At 54.3% G+C, this 20820-nt stretch carries 17 protein-coding genes; 16 read left to right on the forward strand and 1 reads right to left on the reverse strand.

Annotation, left to right across the window (positions count from 1 at the left end; genetic code table 11):
* The first annotated feature begins 574 nt into the window (after positions 1-574).
* From sdhC to sucD, 8 genes are all read left to right on the forward strand, one after another.
* The gene (gene sdhC / locus ACOTXR_RS00655) at positions 575-979 is read left to right on the forward strand and encodes a succinate dehydrogenase cytochrome b556 subunit (protein WP_020684965.1); all 405 of its coding nucleotides are present in this window, start codon (positions 575-577) and stop codon (positions 977-979) included.
* Positions 973-1320 carry a succinate dehydrogenase membrane anchor subunit gene (gene sdhD / locus ACOTXR_RS00660; RefSeq protein WP_008501088.1) on the forward strand — a complete coding sequence of 116 codons (348 nt, stop codon included), beginning with the start codon at positions 973-975 and terminating at the stop codon, positions 1318-1320. Before sdhC ends, sdhD begins: the two co-directional genes overlap by 7 nt.
* On the forward strand, positions 1320-3086 hold the full coding sequence (gene sdhA / locus ACOTXR_RS00665) for a succinate dehydrogenase flavoprotein subunit (protein WP_014883036.1): 1767 nt from the start codon (positions 1320-1322) through the stop codon (positions 3084-3086). The genes sdhD and sdhA overlap by 1 nt, the downstream gene beginning before the upstream one ends.
* 15 nt (positions 3087-3101) lie before the next feature.
* On the forward strand, positions 3102-3818 hold the full coding sequence (gene sdhB / locus ACOTXR_RS00670) for a succinate dehydrogenase iron-sulfur subunit SdhB (RefSeq protein WP_014883037.1): 717 nt from the start codon (positions 3102-3104) through the stop codon (positions 3816-3818).
* A gap of 238 nt (positions 3819-4056) precedes the next feature.
* Entirely contained in the window at positions 4057-6864 is a 2808-nt protein-coding gene (gene sucA / locus ACOTXR_RS00675) for a 2-oxoglutarate dehydrogenase E1 component (RefSeq protein ID WP_023332418.1), read from the forward strand.
* 14 nt (positions 6865-6878) lie between these two features.
* Positions 6879-8102, forward strand: coding sequence for a 2-oxoglutarate dehydrogenase complex dihydrolipoyllysine-residue succinyltransferase (gene odhB, locus ACOTXR_RS00680; protein ID WP_058689816.1), 1224 nt, complete (start codon positions 6879-6881; stop codon positions 8100-8102).
* A gap of 83 nt (positions 8103-8185) precedes the next feature.
* Entirely contained in the window at positions 8186-9352 is a 1167-nt protein-coding gene (gene sucC, locus ACOTXR_RS00685; RefSeq protein WP_006809579.1) for an ADP-forming succinate--CoA ligase subunit beta, read from the forward strand.
* Positions 9352-10221 (forward strand): succinate--CoA ligase subunit alpha, encoded by an 870-nt coding sequence (sucD, locus tag ACOTXR_RS00690; RefSeq protein WP_008501094.1) that lies wholly within the window; start codon positions 9352-9354, stop codon positions 10219-10221. The genes sucC and sucD overlap by 1 nt, the downstream gene beginning before the upstream one ends.
* Positions 10222-10304: 83 nt before the next feature.
* On the opposite strand, the gene ACOTXR_RS00695 is transcribed toward sucD, so the two are convergent.
* The gene (locus ACOTXR_RS00695) at positions 10305-11021 is read right to left on the reverse strand and encodes a GntR family transcriptional regulator (RefSeq protein ID WP_023336930.1); all 717 of its coding nucleotides are present in this window, start codon (positions 11019-11021) and stop codon (positions 10305-10307) included.
* Between the two features lie 171 nt (positions 11022-11192).
* Between ACOTXR_RS00695 and mngA the strand changes: the two genes are divergently transcribed.
* From mngA to tolQ, 8 genes are all read left to right on the forward strand, one after another.
* On the forward strand, positions 11193-13109 hold the full coding sequence (gene mngA / locus ACOTXR_RS00700; RefSeq protein WP_058689817.1) for a PTS 2-O-a-mannosyl-D-glycerate transporter subunit IIABC: 1917 nt from the start codon (positions 11193-11195) through the stop codon (positions 13107-13109).
* A 23-nt stretch (positions 13110-13132) separates the two neighbouring features.
* Positions 13133-15763, forward strand: coding sequence for a mannosylglycerate hydrolase (mngB, locus tag ACOTXR_RS00705; RefSeq protein ID WP_058689818.1), 2631 nt, complete (start codon positions 13133-13135; stop codon positions 15761-15763).
* 671 nt (positions 15764-16434) lie between these two features.
* Positions 16435-18003, forward strand: a complete 1569-nt coding sequence (gene cydA / locus ACOTXR_RS00710) for a cytochrome ubiquinol oxidase subunit I (protein ID WP_014883043.1) — start codon at positions 16435-16437, stop codon at positions 18001-18003.
* Between the two features lie 15 nt (positions 18004-18018).
* Complete coding sequence (gene cydB, locus ACOTXR_RS00715; protein ID WP_023332425.1) at positions 18019-19158, forward strand: cytochrome d ubiquinol oxidase subunit II; 1140 nt, start codon at positions 18019-18021, stop codon at positions 19156-19158.
* 14 nt (positions 19159-19172) lie between these two features.
* The gene (cydX, locus tag ACOTXR_RS00720) at positions 19173-19286 is read left to right on the forward strand and encodes a cytochrome bd-I oxidase subunit CydX (RefSeq protein ID WP_003858598.1); all 114 of its coding nucleotides are present in this window, start codon (positions 19173-19175) and stop codon (positions 19284-19286) included.
* On the forward strand, positions 19286-19576 hold the full coding sequence (gene ybgE / locus ACOTXR_RS00725; protein WP_058689819.1) for a cyd operon protein YbgE: 291 nt from the start codon (positions 19286-19288) through the stop codon (positions 19574-19576). Before cydX ends, ybgE begins: the two co-directional genes overlap by 1 nt.
* Positions 19577-19724: 148 nt before the next feature.
* Complete coding sequence (ybgC, locus tag ACOTXR_RS00730; protein ID WP_222834804.1) at positions 19725-20129, forward strand: tol-pal system-associated acyl-CoA thioesterase; 405 nt, start codon at positions 19725-19727, stop codon at positions 20127-20129.
* Positions 20126-20818, forward strand: a complete 693-nt coding sequence (gene tolQ / locus ACOTXR_RS00735; RefSeq protein ID WP_008501101.1) for a Tol-Pal system protein TolQ — start codon at positions 20126-20128, stop codon at positions 20816-20818. Before ybgC ends, tolQ begins: the two co-directional genes overlap by 4 nt.
* Positions 20819-20820: the final 2 nt, after the last annotated feature.

The raw sequence follows: 20820 nt of genomic DNA on the forward strand, positions 1-20820 counted from the left end.
CACCGTTACCAGATTGTTATTTGGCTTACCGCTCAGCTCACGAGGACAAACCAGGGTACAGAGCTATGGCGCCTTGCAGGTAAACGAATGAAATATCAGTGAAACAACAGCAAATCAGCGTTTTTGCAGTCCGAATTATTCAAACCTGTATATCACTAATAACTGTCCTGATAACTTCGGTCAATACCATCACACTGTTACATAACTATTTGTCAGGTGAAAGAGAGACCTCATAACTTTTGCGCATTATATGCCTTTTCTGATGACGTTTGTAACAATATTGTTTAACATTTGTCAAATCAGATGATTAAAAATTAAAAAGATGTTGTTATCGTGACCCTGATCACTGTTCCAGAGAAAACCCGACAAACTGTATGTAGGTTAATTGTAATGATTTTGTGAACGGCCTATACTGCCGCCAGGTCTCCGGAACACCCTGCAATCCCGAGCCACCCAGCGTTGTAATGTGTCGTTGAAGCATCTGGAAGCATTGTTTTGCATGACGCGCAGTTATAGAAAAGGAACGCTGCTTGACCCGCATCGCAGTCCGGAGGAAGGAAACAATAAGAACAGCATGTGGGCGTTATTCATGATAAGAAATGTGAAAAAACAAAGACCTGTCAATCTGGATCTGAAAACGATCCGGTTCCCCGTAACAGCAATAGCGTCCATTCTGCACCGTGTTTCAGGTGTAATTACGTTTGTGGCGGTCGGCATTCTGCTGTGGTTACTGGGTACCAGCCTCTCCTCCCCTGAAGGATTCCTCCAGGCCTCTGCCATCATGAACAGCTTCTTCGTGAAATTCATCATGTGGGGCATTCTGACCGCGCTGGCGTACCACGTCGTCGTGGGTGTTCGTCATATGCTGATGGACTTTGGCTACCTGGAAGAGACGTTCGAAGCCGGGAAACGCTCCGCTAACATTTCATTTGTGATTACTGTCGTGCTTTCACTTCTCGCAGGAGTTCTCGTATGGTAAGCAACGCCTCCGCATTAGGACGCAACGGCGTACATGACTTCATTCTTGTCCGTGCTACCGCTATCGTTCTCACCCTTTACATCATCTATATGATTGGTTTCTTCGCGACCAGCGGTACGCTGACGTGGGAAATCTGGAGTGGGTTCTTCGGATCCGCCTTCACCAAAGTGTTCACCCTGCTGGCGCTGTTCTCCATCCTTATTCATGCGTGGATTGGTATGTGGCAGGTGTTGACCGATTACGTTAAACCGCTGGCGATTCGCCTTCCTCTGCAGCTGGCCATTGTCGTTGCACTGGTGGTTTACGTTATTTATGGATTCGTTGTGGTGTGGGGTGTGTAATGAAACTGCCAGTCAGAGAATTTGATGCTGTTGTGATTGGTGCCGGTGGCGCAGGTATGCGTGCCGCACTGCAAATTTCCCAGAGCGGCCAGACCTGTGCGCTGCTCTCTAAAGTGTTCCCGACCCGTTCCCACACTGTATCCGCGCAGGGCGGTATTACCGTTGCGCTGGGTAACTCCCATGAAGATAACTGGGAATGGCACATGTACGACACGGTAAAAGGTTCCGACTACATCGGCGACCAGGATGCCATCGAATATATGTGTAAGACCGGCCCGGAAGCGATTCTGGAGCTGGACCACATGGGGCTGCCGTTCTCCCGTCTGGAAAACGGCACCATCTATCAGCGTCCGTTTGGCGGCCAGTCGAAAAACTTCGGCGGCGAGCAGGCGGCACGTACCGCAGCGGCGGCTGACCGTACCGGCCACGCACTGCTGCACACCCTGTATCAGCAGAACCTGAAAAACCACACCACCATCTTCTCCGAGTGGTATGCGCTGGATCTGGTGAAAAATGCCGATGGCGCAGTGGTCGGTTGTACCGCGCTATGTATCGAAACCGGTGAAGTCGTTTACTTCAAAGCCCGCGCAACCGTGCTGGCCACCGGCGGTGCAGGCCGTATTTACCAGTCCACCACCAACGCCCACATCAACACCGGTGACGGTGTCGGCATGGCAATCCGCGCAGGCGTGCCGGTTCAGGATATGGAAATGTGGCAGTTCCACCCAACCGGTATCGCCGGTGCCGGCGTTCTGGTAACAGAAGGCTGCCGTGGTGAAGGCGGCTACCTGCTGAACAAACACGGCGAACGCTTCATGGAGCGTTATGCCCCGAATGCGAAAGACCTGGCGGGTCGTGACGTGGTGGCGCGTTCCATCATGATCGAAATCCGTGAAGGCCGCGGCTGTGATGGCCCATGGGGTCCACACGCGAAGCTGAAACTCGACCATCTGGGTAAAGAGGTGCTGGAATCCCGTCTGCCGGGCATTCTGGAGCTGTCTCGTACCTTCGCACACGTCGACCCGGTGAAAGAGCCAATTCCTGTTATCCCAACCTGCCACTACATGATGGGCGGTATTCCGACCAAAGTGACCGGTCAGGCGTTGACCGTGAACGAGCAGGGCGAAGATGTGGTTATTCCTGGCCTGTTCGCCGTAGGTGAAATTGCCTGCGTATCCGTTCACGGCGCAAACCGTCTCGGCGGCAACTCGCTGCTGGACCTGGTGGTATTCGGCCGTGCAGTCGGTCTGCATCTGCAGGAATCCATTGCCGAGCAGGGCGCGCTGCGTGACGCGACCGACGACGAAATTGATGCCTCTCTTGAGCGCCTCAACCGCTGGAACGGCAACCGTAACGGCGAAGATCCGGTGGAAATCCGTAAAGCACTGCAGGAATGCATGCAGCATAACTTCTCGGTATTCCGCGAAGGTGACGCAATGGCCAAAGGTCTTGAGCAGCTGAAAGCGATCCGCGAGCGTCTGAAAAATGCCCGTCTGGATGACACCTCCAGCGAGTTCAACACCCAGCGCGTTGAATGCCTGGAGCTGGATAACCTGATGGAAACTGCGTTCGCGACCGCGATGTCGGCAAACTTCCGTACCGAGAGCCGTGGCGCGCATAGCCGCTTCGACTTCCCGGATCGTGATGACGAAAACTGGCTGTGCCATTCCCTGTATCTGCCAGAGTCGGAATCCATGACGCGTCGTAGCGTCAACATGGAACCGAAACTGCGTCCGGCGTTCCCGCCGAAGATTCGTACTTACTAATGCGGAGACAGGATAATGAAACTCGAATTCTCAGTTTATCGTTATAACCCGGATGTTGATGATGCTCCGCGTATGCAGGACTACACCCTGGAAGCGGAAGAAGGTCGCGACATGATGCTGCTGGATGCGTTAATCCAGCTGAAAGAAAAAGATCCGACACTGTCGTTCCGTCGCTCCTGCCGTGAAGGGGTCTGCGGCTCTGATGGCGTGAACATGAACGGTAAAAATGGCCTGGCCTGCATCACGCCAATTTCCGCGTTGCAGCGTCCTGGTCAGAAAATTGTTATCCGTCCTCTGCCAGGCCTGCCGGTCGTGCGTGATTTGGTGGTAGACATGGGGCAATTCTATGCACAATATGAGAAGATTAAGCCTTACTTATTGAATAATGGGCAAAATCCACCCGCTCGCGAGCACTTACAGTCTCCTGAGCAGCGTGAAAAACTCGATGGGTTGTACGAGTGTATTCTCTGCGCATGTTGTTCAACGTCCTGTCCGTCGTTCTGGTGGAACCCGGACAAGTTTATCGGCCCGGCCGGTCTGCTGGCTGCCTATCGCTTCCTGATCGATAGCCGCGACACCGAAACCGAGAGTCGTCTGGAAGGACTGAGTGACGCTTTCAGCGTATTCCGCTGCCATAGCATCATGAACTGCGTCAGTGTATGTCCGAAGGGACTGAACCCGACGCGCGCCATCGGCCATATTAAGTCGATGCTGCTGCAGCGCAGTGCGTAAGTAAAAACGCCGGATGGCGCTGCGCTTATCCGGCCTACGTAACAGTAGGCCCGGTAAGCGTAGCGCCACCGGGCGAATTGCAGAAACCTTTAAAAACTGCCCTGAAGTTTAGACAGTTTCTAAAGGTTCCTTCGCGGGCCAAATGAAAAGAGCTCGCAGGTGAACCCCGGCACGTACACGTGGTGTGCGTGGTAGTTTCTACGGCGAAAGTAAGCATAAAAATGCTTAAGGGATCACGATGCAGAACGGCGCAATGAAAGCCTGGCTGGACTCTTCTTTCCTTTCTGGTGCGAACCAGAGCTGGATTGAACAGCTCTATGAAGACTTCTTAACCGATCCTGACTCAGTGGACGCAAACTGGCGTTCCATGTTCCAGCAGTTGCCTGGCACAGGGGTCAAACCGGATCAATTCCATTCCAAAACACGTGATTATTTCCGTCGTCTGGCGAAGGATGCCTCACGTTACTCTTCTGCGATTTCCGACCCTGACACCAATGCGAAGCAGGTTAAAGTCCTGCAGCTTATCAACGCTTATCGCTTCCGTGGTCACCAGCATGCGAATCTCGATCCGCTGGGACTGTGGCAGCAAGAACGTGTGGCCGATCTCGATCCGGCGTATCACGATCTGACCGAGGCCGATTTCCAGGAAAGCTTTAACGTAGGTTCTTTTGCCATCGGCAAAGACACGATGAAGCTGGGCGAACTCATTGATGCGCTCAAGCAAACCTACTGCGGCTCCATCGGCGCGGAATACATGCACATTACCTCTACCGAAGAGAAACGCTGGATCCAGCAGCGTATCGAATCCGTAGCGGGCCATGCGAATTTCTCAGCAGAAGAGAAAAAACGTTTCCTTGGCGAACTGACTGCAGCAGAGGGCCTTGAGCGCTATCTGGGCGCGAAATTCCCGGGCGCAAAACGCTTCTCGCTGGAAGGCGGCGACGCGCTGGTGCCGATGCTGAAAGAGCTGATTCGTCATGCAGGCAAGAGCGGTACCCGTGAAGTGGTACTGGGCATGGCGCACCGTGGTCGTCTGAACGTCCTGGTCAACGTGCTGGGTAAAAAACCGCAGGACCTGTTCGACGAATTCGCGGGCAAACATAAAGAGCACCTCGGCACCGGCGACGTGAAGTACCACATGGGCTTCTCGTCTGATATCGAAACCGAAGGCGGTCTGGTTCACCTGGCGCTGGCGTTTAACCCGTCACACCTGGAGATCGTCAGCCCGGTGGTTATCGGTTCCGTGCGTGCGCGTCTGGATCGTCTGGACGAGCCAAGCAGCAACAAAGTGCTGCCAATCACCATTCACGGTGATGCGGCGGTAACCGGGCAGGGCGTGGTTCAGGAAACCCTGAACATGTCGAAAGCGCGTGGTTATGAAGTGGGCGGTACCGTTCGCATCGTGATCAACAACCAGGTGGGCTTCACCACCTCTAACCCGCTGGATGCCCGCTCTACACCATATTGCACCGACATCGGTAAAATGGTTCAGGCGCCGATCTTCCACGTGAACGCGGACGATCCGGAAGCTGTCGCTTTCGTGACCCGTCTGGCGCTGGACTTCCGTAATACCTTCAAACGCGATGTGTTCATTGACCTCTTCTGCTACCGCCGTCACGGCCACAACGAAGCGGATGAGCCAAGTGCAACCCAGCCGCTGATGTATCAGAAAATCAAAAAACATCCGACGCCACGCAAAATCTATGCTGACAAGCTGGAAAGCGAAAAAGTGGCGACGCTGGAAGATGCGACCGAACTGGTCAACCTCTACCGCGATGCGCTGGATGCGGGTGAATGCGTAGTGAAAGAGCTGCGTCCGATGAACATGCACTCCTTTACCTGGTCGCCGTACCTCAACCACGAGTGGGATGAGAGCTACCCGAACAAGGTTGAGATGAAGCGTCTGCAGGAGCTGGCTAAACGCATCAGCACCGTACCAGACGCTATCGAGATGCAGTCTCGCGTGGCGAAAATCTATGCTGACCGTCAGTCCATGGCTGCAGGTGAGAAGCTGTTTGACTGGGGTGGCGCGGAAACGCTGGCTTATGCAACGCTGGTTGACGAAGGCATTCCCGTGCGTCTGTCCGGCGAAGATGCGGGCCGTGGTACCTTCTTCCACCGTCACGCTGTGGTTCACAATCAGTCTAACGGTTCAACCTATACCCCACTGCAGCACGTCCACAACGGTCAGGGTCAGTTCAAAGTCTGGGACTCCGTACTGTCTGAAGAAGCGGTACTGGCCTTCGAATACGGCTACGCCACCGCTGAACCACGCACCCTGACCATCTGGGAAGCGCAGTTCGGTGACTTCGCCAACGGTGCGCAGGTCGTTATCGACCAGTTCATCTCCTCCGGCGAGCAGAAGTGGGGCCGCATGTGTGGTCTGGTCATGCTGCTGCCGCACGGTTATGAAGGCCAGGGTCCGGAGCACTCCTCCGCGCGTCTGGAACGCTATCTGCAACTTTGCGCTGAGCAGAACATGCAGGTTTGCGTGCCGTCCACTCCGGCTCAGGTCTACCACATGCTGCGTCGTCAGGCACTGCGCGGTATGCGCCGTCCGCTGGTGGTCATGTCTCCGAAATCCCTGCTGCGCCATCCGCTGGCGGTATCCAGCCTGGATGAGCTGGCAAACGGCACCTTCCTGCCAGCCATCGGTGAGATTGACGAGCTGGATCCGCAGGCCGTGAAGCGTGTGGTGATGTGTTCTGGTAAGGTTTATTACGACCTGCTGGAACAGCGCCGTAAGAACGATCAGAAAGATGTCGCCATCGTGCGTATCGAACAGCTTTATCCGTTCCCGCATCAGGCGATGCAGGAAGTGCTGAAACCTTACGCTCACGTTCATGATTTTGTCTGGTGCCAGGAAGAGCCGCTTAACCAGGGCGCATGGTACTGCAGCCAGCATCATTTCCGTGAAGTGATTCCATTTGGGTCCGCTCTGCGTTACGCAGGTCGCCCGGCCTCCGCCTCTCCGGCGGTAGGGTATATGTCCGTTCACCAGAAGCAGCAACAAGATCTGGTCAATGACGCGCTGAACGTCGATTAATTAAAGGATACATAATGAGTAGCGTAGATATTCTTGTTCCCGACTTGCCTGAATCTGTAGCAGATGCGACCGTCGCTACCTGGCACAAAAAACCAGGCGATGCCGTTAAGCGCGATGAAGTGCTGGTAGAAATCGAAACTGACAAAGTGGTACTGGAAGTACCGGCTTCGGCGGATGGCGTACTGGACGCGGTGCTGGAAGATGAAGGTACGACCGTCACCTCTCGTCAGATCCTGGGTCGCCTGCGTGAAGGCAACAGCGCGGGTAAAGAGTCCAGCGCCAGGACTGAAGAGAAAGCCTCTACGCCGGCTCAGCGCCAGCAGGCTTCTCTGGAAGAACAGTCTAACGACGCCCTCAGCCCGGCGATCCGTCGCCTGCTGGCTGAACATAGCCTTGACCCGGCTGCCATCAAAGGCACCGGTGTGGGTGGCCGTCTGACGCGTGAAGACATCGACAAGCACCTGGCGAAAGCACCTGCTCAGGCAGAAGCGAAAGCCCCTGCGGCAGCGCCAGCAGCAGCTCAGCCTGCTCTGGGTGCCCGTAGCGAAAAACGCGTCCCAATGACGCGCCTGCGTAAGCGTGTAGCCGAGCGTCTGCTGGAAGCGAAAAACTCCACCGCGATGCTGACCACCTTCAACGAAGTGAACATGAAGCCAATCATGGACCTGCGTAAGCAGTACGGTGACGCGTTTGAAAAACGTCACGGTATCCGTCTGGGCTTTATGTCCTTCTACGTGAAGGCTGTCGTTGAAGCGCTGAAACGCTACCCGGAAGTGAACGCGTCCATCGATGGCGATGACGTGGTTTACCACAACTATTTCGACGTCAGCATGGCGGTTTCTACCCCACGTGGTCTGGTCACCCCGGTTCTGCGTGATGTGGATACCCTGGGTATGGCTGACATCGAGAAAAATATCAAAGAGCTGGCTGTTAAAGGCCGCGACGGCAAGCTGACCGTAGACGACCTGACCGGCGGTAACTTCACCATTACCAACGGCGGCGTATTCGGCTCGCTGATGTCTACCCCGATCATTAACCCGCCGCAGAGCGCGATCCTGGGTATGCATGCCATTAAAGATCGTCCGATGGCGGTAGACGGTAAAGTTGAGATCCTGCCAATGATGTACCTGGCGCTCTCTTACGATCACCGCCTGATCGACGGCCGCGAGTCCGTGGGCTTCCTGGTTGCCATTAAAGAGCTGCTGGAAGATCCAACGCGTCTGCTGCTGGACGTCTAGTTTTGCAGTCTTGCCCGGCGGCGTATGGCTGCCGGGCCACTAAAAGCACTACCTAACGATTACCTGAAGGATGGATAGAACACATGAACTTACATGAATATCAGGCCAAACAGCTGTTTGCCCGGTATGGCTTACCGGCTCCGGTGGGTTATGCCTGTACTACCCCGCGTGAAGCAGAAGAAGCCGCATCTAAAATCGGTTCCGGCCCGTGGGTAGTTAAATGTCAGGTTCACGCTGGTGGCCGTGGTAAAGCGGGCGGTGTGAAGGTTGTTAAGAGCAAAGAAGAGATTCGTGCGTTTGCTGAACATTGGCTCGGCAAACGTCTGGTGACCTACCAGACAGATGCAAACGGCCAGCCGGTTAACCAGATCCTGGTTGAAGCAGCGACCGATATCGCTAAAGAGCTGTACCTGGGCGCGGTTGTTGACCGTAGCTCCCGTCGCGTGGTGTTCATGGCGTCTACCGAAGGCGGCGTGGAAATCGAAAAAGTGGCGGAAGAAACCCCACATCTGATCCACAAAGTGGCGATCGATCCGCTGGCAGGCCCAATGCCTTACCAGGGTCGCGAGCTGGCGTTCAAACTGGGTCTGGAAGGCAAGCTGGTTCAGCAGTTCACCAAGATCTTCATGGGTCTGGCGACTATCTTCCTGGAGCGCGACCTGGCGCTGATCGAGATTAACCCGCTGGTGATCACCACCCAGGGCGATCTGATCTGCCTCGACGGCAAACTGGGCGCTGACGGCAACGCGCTGTTCCGCCAGCCGGATCTGCGCGAAATGCGCGACCAGTCTCAGGAAGACCCGCGTGAAGCACAGGCTGCGCAGTGGGAGCTGAACTACGTGGCGCTGGACGGCAACATCGGCTGTATGGTTAACGGTGCAGGCCTGGCAATGGGCACCATGGACATCGTTAAGCTGCACGGTGGTGAGCCAGCGAACTTCCTCGACGTGGGCGGTGGCGCAACCAAAGAGCGCGTGACCGAAGCGTTCAAAATCATCCTCTCTGACGACAATGTTAAAGCGGTTCTGGTTAACATCTTCGGCGGCATCGTTCGTTGCGACCTGATTGCCGATGGTATCATTGGTGCGGTAGAAGAAGTGGGTGTTAACGTTCCGGTGGTTGTACGTCTGGAAGGTAACAACGCTGAACTCGGCGCGAAAAAACTGGCTGACAGCGGCCTGAATATTATTGCAGCGAAAAGTCTGACGGATGCAGCTCAGCAGGTTGTTGCCGCAGTGGAGGGGAAATAATGTCAGTTTTAATTAATAAAGATACCAAGGTTATCTGCCAGGGCTTCACCGGTAGCCAGGGGACTTTCCACTCCGAACAGGCGATTGCCTACGGCACGCAGATGGTTGGCGGCGTCACGCCAGGTAAAGGTGGCACCACGCACCTGGGCCTGCCGGTGTTCAACACCGTGCGTGAAGCCGTAGAAGCGACGGGCGCAACCGCGACCGTTATCTACGTTCCGGCACCGTTCTGCAAAGACTCCATTCTGGAAGCGATCGACGCGGGCATCAAACTGATCATCACCATCACTGAAGGTATCCCGACGCTGGATATGCTGACCGTGAAAGTGAAGCTGGATGAAGCCGGCGTGCGCATGATCGGCCCGAACTGCCCAGGCGTCATCACGCCAGGCGAATGCAAAATCGGCATCATGCCGGGTCACATCCACAAGCCGGGCAAAGTGGGCATCGTGTCCCGTTCCGGTACCCTGACCTATGAAGCCGTTAAGCAGACCACCGATTACGGCTTCGGCCAGTCCACCTGTGTGGGCATCGGCGGTGACCCGATCCCGGGCTCTAACTTCATCGACATCCTGAAACTGTTCCAGGAAGATCCACAGACCGAAGCGATCGTGATGATTGGTGAGATCGGTGGTAGCGCGGAAGAAGAAGCGGCTGCTTACATCAAAGAACACGTGACCAAGCCGGTTGTCGGTTACATCGCGGGTGTGACCGCGCCGAAAGGCAAGCGTATGGGTCACGCAGGGGCGATCATCGCCGGTGGTAAAGGTACGGCTGACGAGAAATTCGCAGCGCTCGAAGCCGCAGGCGTGAAAACCGTTCGCAGCCTGGCGGATATCGGCGAAGCACTGAAATCCATCATTAAGTAAGTCCTCTCTGCTCCCCGACAGGGGAGCGTTGAAGTAAAAAAATGTCCGTTTCGACATGGTTGGCCGCTGAAAAGCGGCCTTTTTTATTGCCTGCGTTTGGCAACGAGCGTGAACTTGTAATCGTCGGTATTGAAGAAGTTGCGACTGTATTCAAATACCCGTCCGTCCTTCAGGAAACCGCGGGAGGCTTTTTCCAGGATCGGTTTGGCCGGATCGAGCGCCAGCGCGGCGATCGCCTCCTCTGATGGCATGATCGGCACAAGCTCCTGCTCGCTGCGATCGATAACCATCTTTTTGATCTGCTCGACGTAGTGGTATTTCGAATTTTCCATCACGTCCCAGGTGAGGTCGGGGAACATTGCCAGCGGCATCCATGTCTCTTCCAGGTTAACCGGCTTCTGCTTGATAAAGCGTACGCGCTTCACGTGCCAGACTTTATCCTCCGGATTGATGGCCAGCGTTGCCGCAAGCCGCTCATCGGCTTTCACCACTTCAAAAATTTTAACATCACTGTGCGTATCGACGTTTCGGTCCGCCAGCTTTTCGTAAAAGCCGGTGAGCTGGTAGATATCGTAATTTACGCGTTCCTCTTTTACATAAGAGCCGCTGCCCTGAATGCTTTCGATAATCTGCTCATCAGCCAGCAGTTTCAGGGCCTGCCGGACGGTGACACGGCTAACGCTGAACGTCTCCTGAAGGCTGGACTCCGTCGGGAGCGCGTCACCGGGTTTTAACTCCCCGGCGTTAATTTTCTCGCGAAACGCATCGGCTATCTGCCGGTACATCGGTTTATTACCCATTTGATTGCGCCTGCTTAATACCTTTTCAGGGAATTATGCATTCAACTGATGATTTGTAAATAATACAAATAAAATACAAATTGGCTTATTAGTGAAAGTGATCACATACATGTATTATAAGATCTGCCAGAATCCATCCCAGACAATAACGATCTAAATGTGAGGATCACTATGAACCTGACGACCCTGACCGATCCGCGTGCAGTTTGCGTTCAGGCGCGGTTTTCCTGCCGGGATGAGGCAATCCGTCAGCTTGCGACACGTCTGGTGGCGCTGGGCAAAATTGCTGATGCCGATGCTTTTCTTAAAGAAGTTTTCCATCGGGAATCGCTTGGCCCCACCGCCCTGGGCGAAGGGCTGGCGGTGCCCCACGGTAAATCAGCCGTCGTGAAAGAAGCGGCCTTCGCCGTGGCAACGCTACGCGAACCGCTGGAGTGGGAAGGCGTGGACGGACCGGAAGAGGTTGAGCTGATTTTTCTTCTCGCCATTCCTCCTGCCGAAGCGGGGTCGACACATATTCAGGTACTGACGGAACTGACGTCTCGCCTGGCGGATGACGATCTCCGGGCGCGCGTGATGGCAGCCACCACGGCGGAAGATGTGCTTGCTGCCCTGGAAGCGACCCCTGAAGCGCAAGAGGCCGCCGTTGCGGTGAATGCCCCGACGATCGTTTGCGTTAGCGCCTGTCCGGCTGGAATTGCGCATACCTATATGGCTGTGGAATACCTGGAAAAAGCGGGACGCAGGCTGGGCGTCAACGTGGTGGTCGAAAAGCAGGGGGCGAACGGCATTGAGGGGCGCATCACTGCGCAGCAGTTGAAGGAGGCGAAAGCATGCATTTTTGCCGCAGACGTGGCGATCAAAGAGCGTGAGCGTTTTCAGGGGATCCCCGCGATTTCCGTCCCCGTTGCGGAGCCCCTGCGCCATGCTGAAGCGCTAATTGAGCGCGCGCTGGCGCTACGGCCTTCATCCGATGCGGGTCATGAGTACGTCGATACCGAAACGAAAACGGGCGTAAAAAGTGAGCTCAAACAGGCGCTCCTCAGCGGGATCTCCTTTGCGGTGCCGCTGATCGTCGCTGGCGGTACGGTGCTGGCTGTGTCGGTACTGCTGGCGCAAATCCTGGGCTTGCAGCACTTGTTCGACCAGGAAAACTCGTGGCTGTGGATGTACCGCAAGCTTGGCGGCGGCATGCTCGGAATTTTGATGGTTCCCGTTCTGGCCGCGTATACCGCTTACTCGCTGGCGGATAAACCCGCGCTGACACCGGGATTTGCTGCCGGTCTTGCTGCCAATATGATCGGCTCCGGTTTTCTGGGGGCTATCGTGGGCGGCCTGATCGCGGGTTACCTGATGCGCTGGGTGAAAAATCACATTCGCCTGAGTAGCCGCTATAACGGCTTTTTAACCTTTTATCTCTATCCGGTCATTGGCGTGCTGGGGGCGGGTAGCCTGATGCTGTTTGTGATCGGCGAACCGGTGGCCTGGCTTAATAACACGCTCACCGTCTGGCTTAATGGTCTGTCCGGTGCGAATGCGCTGCTCCTGGGGGCGATCCTCGGCTTTATGTGTTCATTTGATTTGGGCGGGCCGGTCAACAAAGCCTCTTACGCGTTTTGCCTGGGCGCGATGGCGAACGGCGTATACGGTCCCTATGCCATCTTTGCCTCCGTCAAAATGGTCTCGGCCTTTACCGTGACGGCGTCAACGATGCTGGCTCCGGGACTGTTTAAACCGTTTGAAATTGAAACCGGTAAATCAACGTGGCTGCTCGGACTCGCGGGCATTACCGAAGGGGCGATTCCGATGGCGATAGAAGATCCCCTTCGCGTCATTGGCTCCTTTGTGCTCGGCTCCATGGTAACCGGCGCGATTGTTGGGGCGATGGGGATCGGGCTGTCTACCCCGGGGGCGGGTATTTTCTCTCTCTTTTTACTTCACGACGCAGGGCTGACCGGTGTGGTTGCCGCGGCGGGCTGGTTTGGCGCGGCGGTGCTGGGGGCCGCTATCTCCACGTTTGTTCTGCTGCTCTGGCGACGCCAGGCGGTAAAAAAGGGCAACTACGTCACTGAAGACGCCATACGGTAAAAACTCACACACAGGAAACGAAGATGAAAGCTGTATCTCGCGTTCATATCACACCGCATATGCACTGGGACCGTGAGTGGTATTTCACCACCGAAGAGTCACGTATTCTTCTGGTCAATAATATGGAAGAGATCCTGACCCGCCTGGAGCAGGATGACGAGTATAAATATTACGTCCTTGATGGGCAGACGGCGGTGCTGGAGGATTATTTTGCCGTCGTGCCTGAAAACCGCGCGCGCGTGAAGGCCCTGGTCGAGCGCGGAAAACTGATTATCGGCCCCTGGTATACCCAGACTGATACCACCCTCGTCAGCGGCGAGTCGATCGTCCGCAACCTTATGTATGGCATTCGCGACTGTATGGCGTTCGGCGAGCCGATGAAAATCGGCTATCTGCCCGATTCATTTGGTATGTCCGGTCAGCTTCCGCATATTTATAACGGGTTTGGCATAACGCGGACCATGTTCTGGCGCGGCTGCTCGGAACGACACGGAACCGATAAAACGGAATTTCTCTGGCAGAGCCAGGACGGCAGCGAAGTGACGGCACAGGTACTGCCGCTGGGCTACGCGATTGGTAAGTACTTACCGGAGGACGAAGCGGGGCTGCGAAAGCGGCTCGACAGCTATCTCGAGGTGCTGGAAAGCGCCTCCGTCACCAAAGAGATTTTGCTGCCCAACGGTCACGATCAGATGCCGCTGCAGCAGAATATTTTTGCAGTAATGGACAAGCTGCGAGAAATCTATCCCCAGCGTCAGTTTGTGATGAGTCGGTTCGAAGAGGTATTTGACCACATCGATGCGCACCGCGATGAACTGGCGACGGTAAAAGGGGAGTTTATCGACGGGAAATACATGCGCGTTCACCGGACAATCGGCTCTACGCGCATGGACATCAAAATCGCCCATGCGCGTATTGAGAACAAAATTGTCAATATCCTCGAGCCGCTGGCGACCCTTGCCTGGACGCTGGGCTTCGATTACCACCACGGTCTGCTGGAGAAAATGTGGAAAGAGATCCTCAAAAACCACGCTCACGACAGCATCGGTTGCTGCTGCAGCGACAAAGTGCATCGTGAGATTGTCTCCCGCTTCGAACTGGCTGAAGACATGGCAGACAACCTGGTGCGTTTCTATATGCGCAAGATTGTCGACAACATGCCGCAAAGCGATGCCGATAAGCTGGTGATGTTCAACCTGATGCCCTGGCCGCGTGAAGAGGTGATGAACACCACCATCCGACTGCGTGCCAGCCAGTTCCGTCTGCGGGATGATAAAGGCAATGAGATTCCGTATTTCATTCGCAGCGCACGCGAACTCGACCCCGGTCTCATCGACCGACAGATTGTCCATTACGGCAATTACGAACCGTTTATGGAGTTTGATATTCAGCTCAGCCAGATACTGCCGTCGATGGGGTACCGTACGTTGTTTATCGAACCGAACGTGGCCGGGAAGCAGCGCGCAGCGGTGAAAAACACAGAATCCTTACTTGAAAATGCGTTCTGGCAGGTTGATTTCAATGAAGACGGCACGCTGCGCCTGCGTGACAAAGAAACCGGGCTGATTAATGACCGCGTACTGGAAATCGAAGAGAGTTCGGATGATGGCGATGAGTACGACTACTCGCCTGCCCGGGAAGAGTGGAGGCTCACTTCAGCACAGGGCGAGCATAAGGTTGAGGTGACGCATGAAGGCTGGCAGAGCAGGGCGGTGATCCGTCATCGGATCGCTGTTCCGGCTAATCTGGCCGAACGCACGGCGCGCCAGAGGAACGGTTCTCTCAGCGCTGAGTGTGAAATCACGCTTAGCCACAACAGCAGACGCATTGATGTGGCGGTTCGTCTGGACAATCAGGCTGACGACCACCGCGTTCGCGTGCTGATCCCAACGCCGTTTACAACTCAGGAGGTATTAGCGGATACGCAGTTTGGTACGGTCACGCGTGCTGCGCAGGATCCCGCCATGCAAAACTGGCAGGAGGAGGGCTGGAAAGAAGCGCCGGTTCCCGTCTGGAACTTACTCAATTACGCCGTCCTGCAGGAGAAACGAAACGGGCTGGCGCTGTTCACCGAGGGACTGCGCGAATTTGAAGTGGTGGGCGAGGATAAAAAAGCCTTTGCCGTAACCTTGTTGCGTGGCGTGGGGCTACTCGGCAAAGAAGATTTGCTGTTGCGTCCCGGCAGACCATCAGGGATCAAACTGCCCGTTCCTGACTCCCAGGTTCGGGGCGCGTTAAGCTGTCGCTTTAGTCTCTTCAGTTTCAGCGGTACGCCGGAAAATGCGGGTGTCGCGCAGCAGGCTAAATCGTGGTTAACGCCCGTACAGTGCTACAACAAAATTCCCTGGGATGCCATGAAACTGAACCCCGCACCGTTTACCACGCCGGAAAGTTACAGTTTGTTAGCGCTTTCGCCAACGGGATGTGTGCTCAGTGCTCTCAAAAAGGCGGAAGATCGTGATGAGCTTATTCTTCGTCTGTTTAACCCGTCAGCGTCCAGCGCATGTGACGCGACGTTATCTGTGAATCCGACGGTGAAACGGTGCTGCGAAACGGACATGAATGAACAGGTGTTAGCGCAGCATGAAGGCGAGGGCATTGCCGGGGTATTCAGGCCTGGACAGTCACGCACCTTTAGCGTGCTTGTCGGCTGAAAACAGTGATAAAAGGCTGCAGCATTAGCGGCCTTTTTTCATTGAATAATCACACCGTGGTGTTAACTTATGGGGTGAGAAAGGTAAATTAAATGTAATTTCTAAGGGTTGCAGAAAAGCAATGGAAAAATAATCTGGCTCGACTACGCTTTATTGTTGGTCGCGCTTGAAAAGGACAATTTCTCTCGCGTTAATAAAAATCACTTCTGTTTATATTTTTTCCTTCTTCGATAACCTATCACATCCTTGCATGTACATATCGTTAACATGGTTTTTACCATTCTCACCGCGATTAAACATGATTAACATTGCTGCTGGTTTTTGATTTAAATCAATGTTTAATCCTTGGAAAAAGGCGTTGAAAAGCGCTAAATTGTTCCCGATCAAAATGGCCGAAAAGTGGTAATTTTGCTATAAATTGATCGCCGTCGAAAAACGTAAATGTGATTCAATAAAAACCTGTTTATTGTAAGGGTTTTGCAGCGTATTATATTTGCGGGATCAATTTGAGTTTTTTATTAACCTATTTGTAACCTGACGTCATCGTTTTTATCCTTCTTCAGGGTAATAACGACGACCAGGATGCGAATAATTTGTATTGGGGCATGCGTGTGGATCTCTTCTGACGGGGTTCACTCTCGGAGTCTTCATGCGATGAGCAAGGAGTCATAATGTTAGACGTAGTCGAACTGTCGCGCTTACAGTTTGCCTTGACCGCGATGTACCACTTCCTGTTTGTGCCGCTGACGCTCGGTATGGCGTTCCTGCTGGCCATTATGGAAACGGTTTACGTCCTCTCCGGCAAACAGATTTATAAAGATATGACCAAGTTCTGGGGCAAGTTGTTTGGTATCAACTTCGCACTGGGCGTGGCCACCGGTCTGACCATGGAGTTCCAGTTCGGGACTAACTGGTCATATTATTCCCACTATGTAGGGGACATCTTCGGTGCGCCGCTGGCCATTGAAGGTCTGATGGCCTTCTTCCTCGAATCCACCTTTGTAGGTCTGTTCTTCTTCGGCTGGGACCGTCTGGGTAAAGTCCAGCATATGGCCGTCACCTGGCTGGTGGCATTAGGTTCGAACCTGTCCGCGCTGTGGATCCTGGTGGCGAACGGCTGGATGCAGAACCCCATCGCGTCTGATTTCAACTTCGAGACCATGCGTATGGAGATGGTCAGCTTTGCCGAGCTGGTCCTGAACCCGGTTGCACAGGTGAAATTCGTTCACACCGTGGCTTCTGGTTACGTGTGCGGCGCGATGTTCATTCTGGGCATCAGCTCTTACTACATGCTGCGCGGTCGTGACTTCGCCTTTGCTAAGCGCTCCTTTGCTATCGCTGCAAGCTTCGGTATGGCTGCCATCCTCTCTGTTATCGTTCTGGGTGATGAATCCGGTTACGAAATGGGTGACGTGCAGAAAACCAAACTGGCTGCAATCGAAGCTGAATGGGAAACTCAACCCGCGCCTGCTGCCTTTACGCTGTTCGGTATTCCCGATCAGGACGCGCAGGAAAACCGCTTCGCGATTCAGATCCCTTACGCGCTGGGTATCATCGCCACCCGTTCTGTTGATAAGCAGGTCACTGGTCTGAAAGAGCTGATGGTTCAGCACGAAGAGCGTATCCGTAACGGTATGAAAGCCTACTCGCTGCTGGAACAGCTGCGTGCCGGTTCGACCGATCAGGCGGTACGTGACCAGTTCAACGACGTGAAGAAAGATCTGGGTTACGGTCTGCTGCTGAAACGCTATACCCCGAACGTTTCTGATGCGACGGAAGCGCAGATCCAGATGGCGACCAAAGACTCGATTCCGCGTGTTGCGCCACTGTACTTCGCATTCCGTATCATGGTGGGCTGCGGCATCATCATGCTGCTGATCATTGCGGCTTCCTTCTGGTCCGTCATTCGTAACCGCATCGGCGAGAAAAAATGGCTGCTGCGCACGGCGCTGTACGGTATTCCACTGCCGTGGATCGCTATCGAATCCGGCTGGTTTGTTGCGGAGTATGGCCGTCAGCCATGGGCCATTGGTGAGGTACTGCCAACGGCGGTAGCGAACTCTTCCCTGACTGCAGGCGACCTGATCTTCTCCATGCTGCTGATTTGCGGTCTGTACACCCTGTTCCTGGTGGCTGAACTGTTCCTGATGTTCAAGTTCGCGCGCCTTGGCCCAAGCAGCCTGAAAACCGGTCGCTATCACTACGAGCAGTCCACTGCGACTACTCAGCCGGCACGCTAAGACAGGAGTCATCAAATGATCGATTATGAAGTATTGCGTTTTATCTGGTGGCTGCTGATTGGCGTTCTGCTGATCGGTTTCGCTGTCACCGATGGTTTCGACATGGGGGTGGGGATGCTCACTCGTTTCCTCGGTCGTAATGACACCGAGCGTCGAATCATGATCAACTCCATCGCCCCGCACTGGGACGGTAACCAGGTGTGGCTGATCACCGCAGGCGGCGCGCTGTTTGCTGCCTGGCCGATGGTCTACGCGGCTGCGTTCTCCGGCTTCTATGTGGCGATGATTCTGGTGCTGGCCTCTTTATTCTTCCGTCCGGTCGGTTTCGACTACCGTTCCAAGATTGAAGACACCCGCTGGCGCAACATGTGGGACTGGGGCATCTTCATTGGTAGCTTCGTTCCACCGCTGGTGATCGGCGTGGCGTTCGGTAACCTGTTGCAGGGTGTACCGTTCCACCTGGACGAATACATGCGTCTTTACTACACCGGTAACTTCTTCCAGTTGCTGAATCCGTTTGGTCTGCTGGCGGGTGTGGTGAGCGTAGCGATGATCATCACGCAGGGCGCAACATACCTGCAGATGCGTACTGTGGGTGAACTGCACCTGCGTTCCCGTGCGACGGCTCAGGTTGCTGCACTGGTGACGCTGGTCTGCTTCGCACTGGCAGGCGTATGGGTGGTGTATGGTATTGATGGTTATGTCGTGACGTCTGCGATCAACCATACGGCACCGTCTAACCCGCTGACCAAAGAAGTGACGCGTCAGGCTGGCGCATGGCTGGTGAACTTCAATAACATGCCTGCACTGTGGGCGATCCCGGCTCTGGGTGTACTGCTGCCGCTGCTGACCATGCTGACGTCTCGTCTGGAGAAAGGCGCGCTGGCGTTCCTGTTCTCCTCGCTGACCCTGGCGTGCATCATCCTGACGGCGGGTATTGCCATGTTCCCATTCGTCATGCCATCCAGCACCATGCTGAATGCTAGCCTGACCATGTGGGATGCAACCTCCAGCCATATGACGCTGAACTTAATGACTTACGTTGCTTGCGTGTTCGTTCCGATTGTTCTGGCTTACACCATCTGGTGTTACTGGAAAATGTTCGGTCGTATCACCAAAGAACATATCGAAAGCAACACCCACTCTATGTACTAAGTAAGGAGCTGAATATGTGGTATTTCGCATGGATTTTAGGGACGCTTCTTGCCTGTGCTTTTGGTGTCATCACCGCCCTGGCGCTTGAGCATGTTGAAGCGACGAAAGCGGGTGAAGAAAAACACTGATGAATATTATCGCGACGCTTTACGCGGTAATGGATAAGCGCCCGTTACGGGCGCTTTCTTTAGTGATGGCATTACTGCTGGCAGGCTGCATCTTCTGGGACCCGTCGCGTTTCGCGGCAAAAACCAGCGAACTGGAAATCTGGCATGGCTTCCTCATTATGTGGGCAGTGTGTGCTGGGGTGATCCACGGCGTGGGCTTTCGTCCGAAAGCGGTACACTGGCAGGGCATTTTCTGCCCGCTGATTGCCGATCTGGTTCTCTTCGCCGGTTTGATTTTCTTCTTCTTCTGAATAAGAAATGTCCTATAACGATATGGGCTTACCCGAGCCCATAAAAATTTACTCTCCGTTTACTTTCTCCCATTCCAAACCATCTTTCCCGCGCGTATAGTAGCGAAGTTTGAAAGCTCCAACTTTTCTTGTATTACTGGGATGTAAAGTGAATACAACGCTGTTTCGATGGCCGGTTCGTGTCTATTACGAAGATACCGATGCCGGTGGTGTGGTTTACCACGCCAGCTACGTTGCTTTTTATGAACGGGCACGCACAGAGATGCTGCGCCATCATCACTTTAGTCAACAGGTGCTGTTGGCTGAGCGAGTTGCCTTCGTGGTACGCAAGATGACGCTTGAGTATTTTGCGCCTGCCAGACTCGACGACATGCTCGAAGTCCAAACTGAAATTACATCAATGCGCGGGACCTCACTGGTTTTCACGCAGCGGATAGTCAACGCAGAGAACACCGTACTGAACTCAGCTGAAGTACTGATTGTTTGTGTTGATCCAACCATAATGAAGCCTCGTGCGCTTCCTGAGTCTATTGTCGCGGAGTTTAAGCAGTGACTGACATGAATATCCTTGATTTGTTCCTGAAGGCAAGCCTTCTGGTTAAACTTATCATGTTGATTTTGATTGGTTTTTCAATCGCATCCTGGGCCATCATCATCCAGAGAACGCGTATCCTCAATGCTGCTGGCCGTGAAGCGGAAGCGTTTGAAGATAAGTTCTGGTCGGGTATTGAGCTTTCTCGCCTGTATCAGGAGAGCCAGGGGCGCCGTGAAAACCTGACCGGCTCCGAACAAATTTTCTATAGCGGCTTCAAAGAGTTTGCTCGCCTGCATCGCGCAAATAACCATGCGCCGGAAGCGGTTGTGGAAGGCGCTTCTCGTGCGATGCGTATCTCCATGAACCGTGAGCTGGAAAATCTTGAAACGCACATTCCTTTCCTCGGTACTGTCGGCTCCATCAGCCCGTATATCGGCCTGTTTGGTACAGTATGGGGGATCATGCACGCCTTTATCGCGCTGGGTGCGGTGAAGCAGGCGACGTTGCAGATGGTTGCACCGGGTATCGCTGAAGCACTGATTGCGACCGCTATCGGTCTGTTTGCGGCAATCCCGGCGGTAATGGCTTACAACCGCCTGAACCAGCGCGTGAACAAACTGGAACTGAACTACGACAACTTTATGGAAGAGTTCACTGCGATTCTGCACCGTCAGGCGTTTACCAGCACCGAGAGCAACAAGGGGTAAAC

This window comes from Enterobacter cloacae complex sp. IR53030, from assembly GCF_049238365.1.
Classification (GTDB): Bacteria; Pseudomonadota; Gammaproteobacteria; order Enterobacterales; family Enterobacteriaceae; genus Enterobacter; species Enterobacter kobei.